15 protein-coding genes are annotated in these 15,132 nt (G+C 63.1%); 3 read left to right on the top strand and 12 right to left on the bottom strand.

Annotated elements, in window-relative coordinates; translation table 11 throughout:
• Nucleotides 1-42: 42 nt before the first annotated feature.
• The 4 genes from G8E03_RS05835 to scpA are packed head-to-tail and all read right to left on the bottom strand — an operon-like array spanning nt 43 to nt 5,314.
• On the bottom strand, nt 43-2,328 hold the full coding sequence (locus G8E03_RS05835) for an NADP-dependent malic enzyme (protein ID WP_166189674.1): 2,286 nt from the start codon (nt 2,326-2,328) through the stop codon (nt 43-45).
• Nucleotides 2,329-2,374: 46 nt separating this feature from the next.
• The gene (locus G8E03_RS05830; RefSeq protein WP_166189672.1) at nt 2,375-2,860 is read right to left on the bottom strand and encodes a GNAT family N-acetyltransferase; all 486 of its coding nucleotides are present in this window, start codon (nt 2,858-2,860) and stop codon (nt 2,375-2,377) included.
• A 28-nt stretch (nt 2,861-2,888) separates the two neighbouring features.
• Nucleotides 2,889-3,194 carry a hypothetical protein gene (locus G8E03_RS05825; RefSeq protein WP_166189669.1) on the bottom strand — a complete coding sequence of 102 codons (306 nt, stop codon included), beginning with the start codon at nt 3,192-3,194 and terminating at the stop codon, nt 2,889-2,891.
• 2 nt (nt 3,195-3,196) lie between these two features.
• Nucleotides 3,197-5,314, bottom strand: coding sequence for a methylmalonyl-CoA mutase (gene scpA, locus G8E03_RS05820; protein ID WP_430693240.1), 2,118 nt, complete (start codon nt 5,312-5,314; stop codon nt 3,197-3,199).
• Nucleotides 5,315-5,567: 253 nt separating this feature from the next.
• On the opposite strand from scpA, the gene G8E03_RS05815 reads away from it, so the two are divergent.
• The gene (locus tag G8E03_RS05815) at nt 5,568-5,999 is read left to right on the top strand and encodes a DUF4174 domain-containing protein (protein ID WP_166189665.1); all 432 of its coding nucleotides are present in this window, start codon (nt 5,568-5,570) and stop codon (nt 5,997-5,999) included.
• Between the two features lie 37 nt (nt 6,000-6,036).
• On the opposite strand, the gene G8E03_RS05810 is transcribed toward G8E03_RS05815, so the two are convergent.
• From G8E03_RS05810 to G8E03_RS05775, 8 genes are all read right to left on the bottom strand, one after another.
• Nucleotides 6,037-7,272 (bottom strand): Y-family DNA polymerase, encoded by a 1,236-nt coding sequence (locus G8E03_RS05810; RefSeq protein WP_166189663.1) that lies wholly within the window; start codon nt 7,270-7,272, stop codon nt 6,037-6,039.
• 227 nt (nt 7,273-7,499) lie between these two features.
• Entirely contained in the window at nt 7,500-9,494 is a 1,995-nt protein-coding gene (locus G8E03_RS05805; protein WP_166189660.1) for an acetyl-CoA carboxylase biotin carboxylase subunit, read from the bottom strand.
• Between the two features lie 44 nt (nt 9,495-9,538).
• Nucleotides 9,539-9,718, bottom strand: a complete 180-nt coding sequence (locus tag G8E03_RS05800; RefSeq protein ID WP_166189658.1) for a hypothetical protein — start codon at nt 9,716-9,718, stop codon at nt 9,539-9,541.
• Nucleotides 9,719-9,873: 155 nt separating this feature from the next.
• Nucleotides 9,874-10,218 (bottom strand): hypothetical protein, encoded by a 345-nt coding sequence (locus tag G8E03_RS05795; protein WP_166189655.1) that lies wholly within the window; start codon nt 10,216-10,218, stop codon nt 9,874-9,876.
• A 33-nt stretch (nt 10,219-10,251) separates the two neighbouring features.
• Nucleotides 10,252-10,449, bottom strand: coding sequence for a hypothetical protein (locus G8E03_RS05790; RefSeq protein ID WP_166189653.1), 198 nt, complete (start codon nt 10,447-10,449; stop codon nt 10,252-10,254).
• Between the two features lie 418 nt (nt 10,450-10,867).
• Nucleotides 10,868-11,197 (bottom strand): glycosyltransferase family protein, encoded by a 330-nt coding sequence (locus tag G8E03_RS05785; protein ID WP_166189651.1) that lies wholly within the window; start codon nt 11,195-11,197, stop codon nt 10,868-10,870.
• 17 nt (nt 11,198-11,214) lie between these two features.
• Nucleotides 11,215-11,463 (bottom strand): DUF7218 family protein, encoded by a 249-nt coding sequence (locus G8E03_RS05780; protein WP_166189648.1) that lies wholly within the window; start codon nt 11,461-11,463, stop codon nt 11,215-11,217.
• A gap of 33 nt (nt 11,464-11,496) precedes the next feature.
• Nucleotides 11,497-13,029, bottom strand: a complete 1,533-nt coding sequence (locus G8E03_RS05775; protein WP_166189646.1) for an acyl-CoA carboxylase subunit beta — start codon at nt 13,027-13,029, stop codon at nt 11,497-11,499.
• A 135-nt stretch (nt 13,030-13,164) separates the two neighbouring features.
• Here G8E03_RS05775 and G8E03_RS05770 point away from each other — a divergent pair, with 135 nt between their 5' ends.
• Complete coding sequence (locus G8E03_RS05770) at nt 13,165-14,544, top strand: helix-turn-helix domain-containing protein (protein ID WP_166189645.1); 1,380 nt, start codon at nt 13,165-13,167, stop codon at nt 14,542-14,544.
• Nucleotides 14,545-14,621: 77 nt separating this feature from the next.
• Nucleotides 14,622-15,071 carry an SRPBCC family protein gene (locus G8E03_RS05765; RefSeq protein ID WP_166189642.1) on the top strand — a complete coding sequence of 150 codons (450 nt, stop codon included), beginning with the start codon at nt 14,622-14,624 and terminating at the stop codon, nt 15,069-15,071.
• Nucleotides 15,072-15,132: the final 61 nt, after the last annotated feature.

Genomic DNA, 15,132 nt, shown 5'->3' with positions numbered 1-15,132 from the left:
TGCCGCCCTGCACGGACGGTCCATTTGTATTTTCGGCCTTTGTCAGCCGTAACTGGCGACCGGCGTTCCCGCCAGTGCCGAGATATTCAGCAACCCGCGCGCCGTGATCGAGCTGGTGACGATATGCGCCCGGTTGCCCATTCCCATCAGGATCGGCCCCACTTCCAGACCGCCGGCCTTGATTTTCAGAATATTGCGAACCCCCGATGCGGCATCGGCATTGGCAAAGATCAGGACGTTGGCCGCGCCCTTCATCCGGCTGTCGGGGAATATCCGGGCCCGCAGGTCCGGGTCGAGCGCCGCGTCGGAATGCATCTCGCCCTCATATTCAAAATCGAGCGATTGTGCGTCCAGCATTTCGAGCGCTGCCCGCATCCGCCGCCCGCTTTCGGTGTTCAGATTGCCAAATTGCGAGTGAGAGCACAGGGCGATCTTGGGTTCCAGACCGAAGCGCCGCACATGACGCGCCGCTCCTATGACGATACCCGCGATCTGTTCGGCAGAGGGTTCGGGATGCACATGCGTGTCCGCGATGAACAGGGCACCAGACTCAAGTATCATCAGGCTCAACGCGCCGATGGGTTTGCGCCCCTGCCCGCCCAGAACCTGTTCGATATAGTTCAGGTGCCACAGATACTGCCCGAACGTTCCGCAGATCAGGCTGTCAGCCTCACCGCGATTGACCATAACCGCGCCGATTGCCGTGGTGTTGGTGCGCATGATCGCGCGGGCCAGATCCGGGGTCACGCCCCTGCGCGCCATCAGGCCATGATAGGTTTCCCAGTAATCGCGATAGCGCGGGTCGCTTTCGGGATTCACGATTTCATAATTGTCGGTGTTCAGCGGAATGCCACTGCGAGCGGCACGGCTGGCGATCACCTCCGGCCGGCCGATCAGGATCGGGCGATCGATCGTTTCCTCGGACATCGCGAAGGCGGCGCGCAGCACGCGCTCGTCCTCCCCCTCAGCAAAGACGATGCGGCGCGGGGAACTGCGCGACGCCTCGAAAACCGGCTTCATGATGAGGGCGGAGCGATAGACGGAGCTGTCCAGCTTCTCCTTGTAGGCCTGCAAATCCGCGACCGGGCGCGAGGCGACGCCGCTGTCTATCGCGGCCTTGGCCACGGCCCCGGCGACCACAGCCAGCAGGCGCGGGTCGAAGGGTTTGGGGATCAGGTATTCGGGACCGAAGACCAGCCGCTCCCCCTGATAGGCCGCCGCGGCCTCGGCGCTGGAGGAGGCGCGGGCAAGCTCCGCGATCCCCTCGACGCAGGCGATTTTCATGGCCTCGTTGATTTCCGTCGCGCCCACGTCCAGCGCCCCGCGAAAGATAAACGGGAAGCACAGGACGTTGTTGACCTGATTGGCATAGTCCGAACGGCCCGTGGCGATCAGCGCGTCGGGCTTGATGGCGCGGGCCTCGTCCGGGTCGATTTCGGGGTTGGGGTTGGCCAAAGCCAGAATGATCGGAGCATCCGCCATCCTCGCGACCATCTCGGGCTTCAGCACGTTCGGGCCGGACAGGCCCAGGAAGAGATCCGCCCCCTCTATCACGTCGGTCAGCCCGCGCGGGCCGCCGGGCTGCGCGTATTCGGCCTTTTGCGGGGTCATGTCGGCCTCGCGCCCCTCATGCACCAGCCCGGCCAGATCGCACAGGAACACATTCTCACGCCGGACACCCAGCGCCAGCAGCATGTTCAGACAGGCGATCCCGGCCGCCCCGCCCCCGGTAGAGACGACCTTGATATCCTCGAACCTGCGCCCTGTCAGGCGCAGCGCATTCAGCGCCGCAGCACCAACGACGATTGCGGTGCCGTGCTGATCGTCGTGAAAGACCGGGATGTTCATCCGCTCGCGGCACAGCTTTTCGACGATGAAGCAATCGGGCGCCTTGATATCCTCAAGATTGATCGCGCCGAAGGTCGGCTCCAGCGACGTCACGATATCGGCCAGCTTGTGCGGATCGGTCTCGTTCACTTCGATGTCGAAACAGTCGATATTGGCGAATTTCTTGAACAGGACGGCCTTGCCCTCCATCACCGGCTTGGAGGCAAGCGCACCGATATTTCCAAGGCCGAGGACCGCCGTGCCGTTCGTGACCACCGCGACCAGATTCTGGCGGGCGGTGTATTTCGCGGCGGTGGCGGGGTCGGTCTCAATCTCCAGACAGGCCTCGGCAACGCCGGGCGAATAGGCGCGCGCCAGATCACGTTGGTTGGCCAGAGGCTTGGTCGCACGAATCTCCAGCTTACCGGGGCGCGGAAATTCGTGATAATCGAGCGCGGCCTGCCGGTTCGCCTGCCGGTTCGCATCTTTGTTGTCGGTCATCGCGGTTGTTCCCCTGTCCATCGGCCAAACCTGCCCTGTATCTGACCTAACCGCACGCCGCCTCGTCGTCACCCGAATCCGGCGCAAGTTTCTTTTCCATGAACACCGAACTGGGAATGTCGGGATAGGCGCCGAACGGTCCGATCGTAACGAACCCTTCGCGAGCGTAGAACGCGTGCGCCGCGTCCAGTCCCACACCGGTTTCCAGGCGCAGCAACGTACAGCCCTTCGCGCGGGCGCAGGTTTCCACCGCCTGCAACAATGCTTTCGCCGCGCCTGACCCGCGCGCGGCGGAGGTGACGAACATGGATTTGACCTCACCCCAATCATCGCCCTGCTGCGCAAAGGCGACGCAGCCGGTGGCCATGCCCCCTTCCGTCGCCAGAAAGAAGGTCACGTTGGAGGCGCGCAAACTTTCCAGATCCAGCCGAAACCGCTGTTCGGGCGGAAACCGGGCGTCCAGAAACTGCCAGCTCTGCTGCAATATCGCCACCGCTTCGGGTGAGGAAGGATCGGTCTGTCTGATCTTCATGGCGCTACCTTCCTAATAATGGCCGATCTCAATAGTGACCGATGCGATTGCGCGGCGCGTCACGACCCAATCGGCGTAGCAGCAGGTCACGCGTCGGACCGACCGCTTCGGTATCGAAGGGCGTCGCGGCGTCCGGCTCCTGTTCGGCCCGGTCCGAAATCTGGTCATCGGCATCACCGATCACGTTCGGCACCGGACCGCCCAATGTGCGCAATGTCCTGGTGCGCAATGTCCTGGGCGGACACTCCGCCAGGATACAGGGGCGCGGCGCCGGACGCACGACCTCCTGCGCCAGCACCGGTGTGGCCCCCAGCAGCAGCAGGACCGGCAGCATGTTCACTCCCGCGTCTTTCGGATCAAATTGAGGATATTTGCAGCGGCATGCGGAATGTTCGTGCCGGGGCCGAAGATCGCCTTGACGCCTGCATCGTACAGGAACTGATAATCCTGCTGCGGGATCACGCCGCCGCAGACAACCAGAATATCGCCTGCGCCTGCCTCCTTCAGCGCGGCGACCAGTTTCGGGGCGAGGGTCTTGTGCCCTGCCGCCTGCGACGAGATGCCGATGACGTGCACGTCGTTGTCCACGGCGTCCTGCGCGGCTTCCTCGGGCGTCTGGAACAGCGGACCAACATCGACGTCGAAGCCGATATCCGCGAAGGCCGTAGCGATAACCTTCGCGCCACGATCGTGACCATCCTGACCCATTTTGACGACCAGCATCCGGGGGCGGCGGCCTTCCTCCTCAGCGAAGGTTTCCACGTTGCGCTGGATCTGAGCGAAGTCGTCATCCCCTTCATATGCCGCTCCATAGACACCTGCGAGGGTCTTGACCTCGGCACGGTGGCGCCCGAACACCTTTTCCATTGCGTCGGAGATTTCCCCGACGGTGGCGCGGGCCCGCGCGGCCTCGACCGCGGCGGCCAGCAGGTTTTCGGTGCCGCCCGCGGCAGTCTCCAGCGCGGCCAGCGCCGCGTCACATGCCGCCTGATCGCGGCTGGCGCGTATCTTTTCCAACCGCTCGATCTGGCTGCCCCGGACGGCGACGTTGTCGATGTCGAGGACGTCGATCTCCTCCTCCTTGTCGCGGCGATACTTGTTCACGCCGACGATGACCTCCTGCCCCCGGTCGATGCGGGCCTGTTTCTGGGCGGCGGCTTCCTCGATGCGCAGTTTTGGCATGCCGGAGGCCACGGCCTTGGTCATGCCGCCCATTTCCTCGACCTCCTCAATGATCTTCCACGCGGCCTCCGCCAGATCCGCCGTCAGCTTCTCGACATAATAGGACCCGGCCAGCGGATCGACGACATTGGTGATGCCGGTTTCCTCCTGCAGGATCAGCTGGGTGTTGCGCGCGATGCGGCTGGAATGGGCGGTGGGCAGGCCGATCGCCTCATCGAACGAGTTGGTGTGCAGCGACTGCGTGCCGCCAAGCACGGCGGCCAAGGCCTCATAAGCCGTGCGCACCACGTTGTTATAGGGATCCTGCTCCTGCAGGGATACGCCCGAGGTCTGGCAATGCGTCCGCAGCATGGAGGAGCCGGGTTTCTTCGGCTCGAACTCCGCCATGATGCGGGTCCACAGCAGACGCGCGGCGCGCAGCTTCGCCGCCTCCATGAAGAAGTTCATGCCGATGGCGAAAAAGAAGCTCAACCGCCCCGCGAAGGCATCCACATCCATGCCGCTGGCAATCGCCGCGCGGACATATTCGCGCCCGTCCGCCAGGGTGAAGGCCAGTTCCTGCACCAGGTTCGCGCCAGCCTCCTGCATGTGATAGCCGGAGATCGAGATCGAGTTGAAGCGCGGCATGTTGGTCGCGGTATATCCGATGATGTCCGACACGATCCGCATCGAAGGTTCGGGCGGATAGATATAGGTGTTGCGGACCATGAACTCCTTGAGGATGTCATTCTGAATGGTGCCCGACAGATCCGCGATGGAACATCCCTGCTCCTCCCCTGCGACGATGAAACAGGCCAGAACCGGGATCACCGCGCCGTTCATCGTCATCGAGACGGAGATGTCCTTGAGCGGGATTTCGTTGAAGAGGATCTTCATATCCTCGACGGAATCAATGGCGACACCGGCCTTGCCCACATCCCCCTCAACCCGGGGGTGGTCGCTGTCATAGCCGCGATGTGTTGCCAGATCGAAGGCCACGGAAACACCCTGCTGGCCCGCATCCAGCGCCTTGCGATAGAACGCATTCGATTCCTCGGCGGTCGAGAAACCCGCATATTGCCGGATCGTCCAGGGACGCCCGGTATACATCGTCGCCCGCGGTCCGCGGGTGAATGGCGCCTGTCCAGGGACGCCGCCCATATGCTCCAACCCTTCGACATCGTCCGCGGTATAGAGTGGTTTGACGTCGATCCCCTCCGCCGTGTGCCATGTCAGATCTTCGAGGGGACGGCCGCGCAGTTCCTTCTCGGCCAGTTTTTTCCAGTCACTCATCATAGGTCTCCTTCACGGCGGGGGATGGGGCCTGGCGCATGTTGCGCGCGGCGTTCCGATCCCGGCGGGTCATTCTGATATCAGGGTTAATTATGGTATGCAGGGGGCTTTGCGGGGCGGTCTGAGACCCTGCAGGGCCCCTAGTCCACGGCGACGGCGGGAATACGGTGCGACGAATAGCGGGGGTTTGCGTCATGTCGGCCTCTCCCCTTGCGCGAAAAATCGCCTATATTCCATTCTGAAAGGAGCTTTCATGCTCAGAAGGTTGACCGCTGCCCTTATCGCAATCGCACTGCCAGCCGGTGCGCAGGACGATCCGCTGGCAGAATATCGTTGGGTGGCACGCCCCATCATCATCTTCGCGGACAGTCCGCGCGACCCGCGCGTGGTTGAACAGCTTGGCGAATTCGACTTGGGCCGTCGCGATCTGGAGGATCGGGACGTCGTGGTGATAGTGGATACCGAGCAGGACAGCGCCCTGCGTGACCGGTTCCACCCCCGCGACTTCCAGTTCCTGCTGATCGGCAAGGATGGTGAGGTGAAGTACCGCAAGCCCGATCCGGTTCCGGTGCGCGAACTGGCCCGTGTCATCGACAGGACGCCGATGCGCCTGGACGAGTTGCAGGCCGAACGGGCCCTGAGGGGCCGGGATTCGCTGCAAATCGACCCCCCGACTACGAATTGAGCCACTACAAACTGAGCCACCACGAACCGAGCAGGCCCTATTCGTGGAACTCCGACCGGTCCGGCACCCGGTTGAACGCGATCTTCGCGCCGGTATAGGCCACCTTCTGCGGGGGCAGTTCGCCGTAGCGGATCGTATCCTGCCCAAACAAGGCGTTGAGCTTGTCTATACTGGCGCACAGCGCCTCCGATCCGGTCGGCTCGCCTGCGCGGGTCGGACTGAACAGATCGCCCGGATCGTCCTGCGTAACCTGCAGGCCGCCCAACATCACGCTGACCGCAATGGGGCGCACCACCGGCAGTTGCGCCCAGTACCGTTCGAATATCCGCAGCAGGGTGAAACTGTCCTGCGTCGGGGCGATCTGTCCATCGATGGACAGGCGCCCCTGCCCCTCGCACTTGGCGGAGATGTGGAGAGACCGGGCATAAACCCCCTCCCGACGCAGACGTGAGGCCGCCTTGACCAACAGGCGACGGGCGACCAGACGGGCGGCGTCCTGCGTGCGGTTTTGCGGTGTCAGGTTCTGACCATGGCCCAGACTGTGCCGTTTGGTTTCGGGATAGACCACATGCTCGCCCTGCAGTTGGCGCACGAACCGTTCCCCCTCCACATTGCCCCACAGATGCCGGGCGGCCTTGGGCGACATGGCGTGCAAGGCGGTCACATCGTTGATGCCGGCAGCCGCCAGACGGGGCAGGATGCCCTTGGACACGCCCGGTAAATCCTTGAGCCGCAGATGCGCGATTTTCTGTGGCAAAACAGACGGATGCATCCAGTCCAGGCCCGGCTTTCGCAGGGCGGCGGCGACCTTGGCCAGCATCTTGTTCGGAGCCACCCCGACGGAGCATGTCAGGGCGGGGCTGACCTGTTCCAGAATCGCATTCTGCAAATCCGCGCCGATGGACAGGGCGCGGCTCAGCTCCTGCTGCGATCCGGTCAGAAGGCAGGAGAACTCGTCCACCGAATGCGCGCGATGGATGGGAATGACGGTGTCCACCGCGTCGCGTATCCGGTGATGGTAGTCCACGAACAGATCGTGTTTCGCCACCCGGAATTGTATGGAGGGGCAAATCTTTCTCGCCTCGGCCGCGCGCATCATGCCCGTGACGCCCAGCGCCTTCGCCTCCCTGCTTGCGGCGATCAGGGCCGCGCCCGGTGCATCCGTGGTCAGCACTCCGACGGGATGCCCGCGCAAGCCCGGTTCCTCCGCCTGCCAGACGGAGGCGAAATAGGAGGTCATGTCGAAAAACAGCGTGCTGACGTGCAGGTCCATCGGTCCGATCCGGGCGACTCAGGGAAGCTGTCAGAATAGAACATTTAGCGAACATACGCGAATCTGACGTGGCTGCACCGCGCCGGCCATATGGCTGAGCCGCGTCAGACATTTTTTCTGAAGGGGCCTTCACCCGTAAATGGCGCGACACCGCCGACTCCCCCGCGATCCACGCACCTGATGCGGCGCGGGAGGGGGACGGGATATGCGGTGTCGCGCCGGTCACGTCACTCGAATTCCATGATGACGGCATCCACGGCAAGGCTGTCACCCGGTTCGGCCTTGATGGCGGAAACAATTCCCTTGCGCTCAGCCCGCAGGACATTCTCCATCTTCATGGCCTCGACGGTGCAAAGCGCCTGCCCCTCCTGCACCTCATCGCCCTCGGCCACGGCGATGGACATGACCAGACCGGGCATGGGGCACAGCAGCATCTTGGACGTATCAGGCGGCAGCTTCTCGGGCATCAGCGCCGCAAGCTCGGCCACCCGGGGCGAGCGGATGAAGACCTTGCGAGAGGCACCGCGCCACGCGATGCGATAGCCGTCGGTGATCCGCGTGACCTTCAGCGGCATGGGCACACCATCGACCGCAGCGTCGATCATCACATCGCCGGGACGCCATTTCGTCAGGTCAATGGTCAGGGTCGCGCCGTCGATGGTCACCTTGAACAACCAATCGCCCGCATCGGTGACGGTGACGGGGCGGCTGTCGCCCGACATCTGCACCACCCAGTCCGCACCGGGTTTGTATTCGCGTCCCTCCATCGCGCCGGACACCTGCCCCGCGCGCCGCTGGCGCACCAGATGACAGGCCGCGGCGACGGCGGACAGGCGGGTTGCGTCGGTATCGGCCAGGGCCGCGCCCTCGAACCCCTCGGGGTATTCCTCCTCGATAAAGGCGGTGGTGATATTGCCCGAAACGAAACGCGGGTGATCCATCACGGCGGACAGGAAAGGCAGGTTGTGACCGATGCCATCCACCTCGAACCGGTCGAGCGCGCCGCGCATCTCCTCGATCGCGGCCTCACGGGTCGCGCCCCAGGAACACAGCTTGGCAATCATCGGATCGTAAAAGCGGCTGATCTCACCGCCCTCATAGACGCCGGTATCATTGCGCACGCGCCGCTCGACCTCCTGCGGGGGGCGGTAGCGGGTCAAACGCCCGATGGAGGGCAGGAAGTTGCGGAACGGATCCTCGGCATAAAGGCGGCTTTCGATGGCCCATCCGTCCAGCTTCACGTCGTCCTGCTGGATTTCCAGATGCTCGCCATAGGCGACGCGGATCATCTGTTCGACCAGATCGACGCCGGTAATCAGCTCCGTCACGGGATGTTCCACCTGCAAGCGGGTGTTCATTTCCAGGAAGTAAAAATTGCGGTCGCCATCGACGATGAATTCGACGGTGCCAGCGGAGCAGTAATCCACCGCCTTGGCCAACGCGACGGATTGCTCACCCATCGCCTTGCGCGTGGACTCGTCCAGGAAGGGCGAGGGGGCTTCCTCGATGACCTTCTGGTTGCGGCGCTGAATGGAACATTCACGCTCACCCAGATAGATGCAGTTGCCATGCTTGTCGCCCAGCACCTGTATTTCGATATGGCGGGGCTGGGTCACGAATTTCTCGATGAAGATGCGGTCGTCACCGAAGGAATTTGCCGCCTCCGATTTGGACAAGGCAAAACCTTCACGGGCCTCGTCGTCGTTCCAAGCAATGCGCATCCCCTTGCCGCCGCCGCCCGCGGATGCCTTGATCATCACCGGATAGCCGACCTCGCCCGCGATTTTCGCGGCGTGTTCGGCATCGTCGATCAGGCCCATATAGCCGGGAACGGTGGAAACGCCGGCCTCCGCCGCCAGTTTCTTGGATGTGATCTTGTCGCCCATCGCCTCGATCGCGCCGACGGGCGGGCCGATAAAGGCGACGTTTGCGGCGGCCAGCGCCTCGGCAAATTCGGCGCGTTCGGACAGGAAGCCATAGCCGGGATGCACGGCCTCCGCCCCGGTCTGGCGGATCGCCTCCATGATCTTGTCGATCACGATATAGGACTGATTGGCTGGCGGCGGTCCAATATGCACGGCCTCGTCCGCCATTTGGACGTGCAGCGCGTCACGATCCGCATCGGAATAGACCGCGACGGTCGCGATCCCCATCTTGCGGGCGGTCTTGATGACGCGACAGGCGATCTCGCCCCGGTTGGCGATGAGGATTTTCTTGAACATGAGCAGATCTTTCGTTCAGGCAGACAGGAGTTGCGGACAGGCGATCATTTGACGGGCACGCTGGCCCCAAGGCCCACGCCGCCGACAGAACCGCCCAGATTGAGATTTACCCCACCCGGCCCCACGCCGATGCCCGCACTCGTGCAGGCCGTCAGCATCGACAGGGTGAGAAAGAGTGTGAAGAAGCGAAGCACGGGGCCTCGCAGAATTTGGATCGAAAACATGAGCTAGCCTCCCGGCACAATGGCGCCGACGGCTGCGGAACCGACATCCGCCGCCACGCTGATGCCCGTGCCGACCGCAGATATGCCAGCGCCCGCCACGGATATAACAGTGCACCCGCCGAGCGTCAGCGACATGAGGAACAGCCCCGCGCGCATCAGATGAAAATATCGGGAAAGTTGCGGCGGGCGACATCCATGTCCACCCGCAACAAGGCTTCGTAGGAGGCAGCGTCGAACGGTTCCTCGGCGGGAACCACCTCCCGACCGAATAGCCAGGACAGGCGACCTGCATCCAGATTGCCACGCTCGAACGGTTCATCGCCAAACGCTTCGATCAGGGCGGCAAGGAACCCCTCGTCCGCCTCCAGATCAGGTTTACGGCGGTCGCGATACCGCTCCCGCACCTTGATCTCCGTGATGCCCTTCGTGGCGGCACGGCGAATCGTGAATTGGTAGTCCGTGCCGCGCAAACGGCCCGGAAAGCCGCGATGTTTCAGCATTGCATCCCCCTCAGACGGGGGGATGCCCGCCAATCAGTTGGCCGCGCCAACCCCGGCGCCAACCAGGCCGCCGACGGCTGCACCGTCCTCGACGTCGTTACCGGTTGCTTCGGCCCCAACCGCGCCAATACCTGCGCCGACTGCCGCACCCGTCGCCACTTCGCATCCCGCGACACTGGTGAGAAGCAGGAAACCGACGGCTCCTGCGCTGAGCATTTTAGAAATGGACATTCTATCCTCCTGTCAGCCCCATTAAGGGCTTGATGAAGAGGCGATGCGCATCGAGGCCGCGCAGCGCCCCGATTGCAATCAGTCGCTGGCAGGGCCCACACTTGGAATGGCACCGATCTTTTGATCTGTCGAACCCGACAGGACGATGACACGGCGTGCGTACATGATTTTGACCCTGTGAAACTACATGTCTCAGGGAAAAACGTCTGCGCAGGCGAACCGTTCCACAGCAGTTTAATGCGTCCTATACTGGATATCGTCGGAGTCATCGCACCGCCGCCCGGATCGCATCGACCTTGCATGCGGGCACGGCGATGGGGGCCGTGAGCAGCAGAAGGGTGAAAAGCGTCTTCATCTCTCGTCTCTCTCCAATGCCACCGCGCGATCACCCCATCGGGTCGCGCGGAATATCTGCCGTCTAGGGGGCGGGGTCGCCAAGACGCGCGTTCGTGATCCAGCGGGCGCGACGTTCAGGATCGTCCAACAGGGCGGCGATGCGGCGCTGCACGTTCGGGGCGACAGGGCCAGCCACGCGGCCCCCTGCCGTCACCATCAGCCCGCCGGGCACCGTCGCGATCCGCACCACCGGCGAAAAGCCCCGCAGCGATTGCAATGCCCGCCACAGGTCCTGCCGGATCAGATGCGCCAGCCGCCCGCGCCGAAGCGGTGGGAAACTGGCGCGCGCCGCCACATCGAACCGGGCGGGGCGTTGGCGGGCCAGCGTCAGGACGTCCACGCCGCGATCCATATGCCAGCCCCTCCGGCTCACTTGCGCAAGGCCTCGATCAATTCGTCCTTGCTCATGTCCGAGCGCCCCTCGATGTCGAGCTCCTGTGCCCGATCGTACAACTCCTCTTTCGTCCACTCCTCATAAGGCGGGTTGGAACCACCCTTTTCAGAGGCGGAATCGCCCGCATTGGCGATCGCGGCGGCCTTGGACTTGGAATAGCCCTCGTCGCGCAGCGCCTCGTATTTCTCATCGTCCTTGATGGATTTTCCGTGGTCCTTGGTCATGGTCCTGTCCTCCTTTCGAAACGTAGGTTTCTATCAGAGTGGAATGTTGTCGTGCTTTTTCCAAGGCAGCGCCTGTTTCTTGTTGCGCAGCGAGGCAAAGGCGCGGGTCAGGCGGCGGCGGGTGGAGTGGGGCAAGATCACCTCATCGATGAAGCCCTTCTCGGCCGCCTTGAACGGATTGGCGAAGGCCTGTTCGTAATCGGCGGTGCGCGCCGCGATCTTGTCCGGATCGCCCAGTTCGTTGCGATAGATGATCTCGACCGCGCCCTTCGCGCCCATCACGGCGATTTCTGCCGTGGGCCAGGCATAGTTCACGTCGGCCTTGATATGCTTGGACGCCATCACGTCATAGGCACCGCCATAGGCCTTGCGCGTGATGACCGTCACCTTGGGTACCGTCGCCTCACCATAGGCGAACAGCAGTTTCGCGCCGTGCTTGATGACGCCGTTCCATTCCTGCGAGGTGCCGGGCAGGAAGCCGGGCACGTCCACCAGTGTCAGCAGCGGAATCTCGAAACAGTCGCAGAAACGCACGAACCGCGCGGCCTTGCGGCTGGCCGCGATGTCGAGGCACCCGGCCAGCACCATCGGCTGGTTCGCGACAACGCCGACGGTGCGCCCCTCCAACCGGATGAAACCGGTCAGGATGTTCTTGGCATAGGCGGCCTGCATCTCGAAAAAATCGCCCTCGTCCGCGATTTTCGTGATGAGTTCCTTCATGTCGTAGGGGGTGTTCGCGTTGTCGGGAATCAACGTGTCGAGGCTATAATCCCCCCGGTCCGCATCGTCGAAGGAGGGACGGACGGGCGGTTTTTCGCGGTTGCTCAACGGCAGCATATCCACCAGACGGCGCACCTCGGCTAGGGCCTCCACGTCGTTCTCATACGCGGCATCGGCAACGGAGGACTTGGTCGTGTGGGCGGACGCGCCGCCCAGTTCCTCGGACGTTACCGTCTCATTCGTCACAGTCTTCACCACATCGGGACCGGTCACGAACATGTAGGAGCTGTCGCGCACCATGAAGATGAAGTCGGTCATCGCGGGGGAATACACCGCCCCGCCCGCGCACGGCCCCATGATGACGGAGATCTGCGGGATGACGCCCGAGGCCTCGATATTGCGCTGGAACACCTCGGCATATCCGGCGAGGGAGGCGACCCCCTCCTGAATACGCGCGCCGCCCGAATCGTTCAGACCGATCACAGGAGCGCCGTTTTGCAGCGCCATGTCCATGATCTTGCAAATCTTCTGCGCGTGGGTTTCGGACAGGGAGCCGCCGAGGACAGTGAAATCCTGACTGAACACATAGACCTGCCGTCCATTGATCGTGCCCCAGCCGGTGACGACGCCGTCGCCGGGGTATTTTTGCTGCTCCATCCCGAAATCGACCGCGCGATGCGCGACAAACATGTCGTATTCCTCGAAGCTGCCCGGATCGAGCAGCACGTCCAGACGTTCGCGCGCCGTCAGCTTCCCATTCTGGTGCTGCCGGTCGATCCGCGCCTGACCGCCCCCAAGGCGGGCATCTGCACGGCGTTGTTCGAGTTGATCGAGAATGTCCTTCACGGGGCCCTCCGCAAGCCTGATTTGCCCTCAGACTAGCCGGGCGAAGGCCAGCTTGAAACCAAAATCACGTGGATTTGCATAGTTTATCTGATATCCACACTGCGAATTGCGAATTTGCAAACCGGATAAGGTAAGATGGCGCGCACGAAACTCTATGCCGGGGCGAAACTCCGCGAATTGCGCAGGACGCATGAGCTGACGCAAAAGGCATTCGCCGCGCGTCTGGGCGTCTCGCTCAGCTATCTCAACCAGATGGAGAACAATCACAGGCCCGTCGCCTCCTCCGTCCTGTTGGCGCTGGCCCGTGAATTCGCCTATGACATCACGACATTGGAGGCCGGTGAGGCCGAGCGCATCGCCACCGACATGCGTGAGGCCCTGGCCGACCCCGAATTCGACGACGTTCCACAGGCGGATCTGACACTGACCGCCAGCAATGCACCCGCATTGGCGCGGGCCTTTCTCAAACTGCATCGGCAGCACAAGGAAACGACCGAGCGTCTCGCCACGCTGGATGAGAAGCTCGCCCATACCGGGCTGGTCCCGCAACCGTGGGAGGAGGTCCGCGACTTCTTCCACTATTGCGACAATTACATCGACGCAATCGACCGCGCGGCGGAGGGATTTGCCAGCCGCAACCTGACCGGGCGTGACATCATGGACGACCTGACGATCTGGATGGCGGATAAAGGCATGACCTTGCGGCGCGTGTCGGGCGGGCCGGTGCGTCACTTCGATGGCACGGTGCTGACCCTGTCGGATTCGGTGAGCGTGCAGACCCAGGTGTTTCAGGCCCTGCATCAGATCGGCATGATCGCCCATGGGGAGCTGATCGACGCCACGCTGGATCTGGCGCGGTTCACCTCGGAGGGCGCACGCGCCATCGCACGGGTGGGTCTGGCGAACTATTTCGCCGGAGCGGCGCAGATGCCCTACACCCGGTTTGCAAAGGCCGCCCGCGACGCGCGGCACGATCTGGAGCGTTTGGCGAGGGACTTCGGCGCATCGATCGAACAGGTGGCGCACCGTCTGTCCACCCTGCAACGACCGGGCGCGCGGGGGGTGCCGTTCTTCTTCGTGCGGGTGGACCCATCGGGAACGATCACCAAGCGCCATTCCGCGACGCATCTGCAATTCGCACGGTTCGGCGGTGCCTGCCCGTTGTGGAACGTCCATACCGCGTTTGAACGGCCCGACAGATTCCTGCGGCAACTTGCCGAAACCCCCGACGGCGTGCGCTATTTCTGCCTTTCGCGTGACGTGTCAAAACGCGGTGGCAGCTTCGACGCGCCCGTCCGCCGGCAAGCCATCGGGCTGGGCTGCGAGATCGCGCATGCGTCCGAGCTGGTCTATGCGGACGGTATGGTCGATGGCGCGCCATCATTCGAACCGATCGGCGTCTCGTGCCGGATCTGCCCGCGCATTCAATGCCATCAACGCGCCGTGCCGCCGCTGGAACGCCCCGTCCGCATTGATCCCGACCAGCGGGGAAGCCTGCCCTATGCGCTGGATTGAACGGCCGTTGCGGTGATCGCGATGCGCGCCTAGGATTCGCGCAAACTGTTCGCGCAAACTGTTAAGGGAGATACGCCATGGAACTTACCGGCACCCGCCTGATCGCCGCGGATCGCGCGACCGTGTGGGCCGCACTCAACGATCCCGAGACGTTGCAGGCCTGCATTCCCGGCTGTCAGGAACTGTCCGGTTCAGCTGATGACGGCTTCGAGGCGACTGTCGTGCAGAAGGTCGGCCCGGTAAAGGCGACCTTCAAGGGTGCCGTGACGCTGGAGGATGTGAACGCGCCCGAAAGCTATCGCATCGTGGGTGAGGGCAAGGGCGGCGCGGCGGGCTTCGCCAAGGGTCAGGCGGCCGTTGCGCTGAGCGAAACCCCCGAGGGCACGGAATTGGCCTATACCGTTGACGCGAAGGTCGGCGGCAAGCTGGCGCAGCTCGGCTCACGCATTGTGGACGGTTTCGCCAAGAAGATGGCGGACAAGTTCTTCGAGGATTTCAAGGATCACGTTGAGGGTGCCCAGAGCTGATCGTTCGGGGGCAATCATTCTGGCCTGATCATTCTGGCCTGATCGGGGGATCTGATTGAGG

The organism is Pontivivens nitratireducens (assembly GCF_011290545.1).
GTDB classification, from domain to species: domain Bacteria; phylum Pseudomonadota; class Alphaproteobacteria; order Rhodobacterales; family Rhodobacteraceae; genus Pontivivens; species Pontivivens nitratireducens.
The sequence above is the reverse complement of the archived record's forward strand: the minus strand, read 5'-3'. Positions and strand labels throughout refer to the sequence as shown.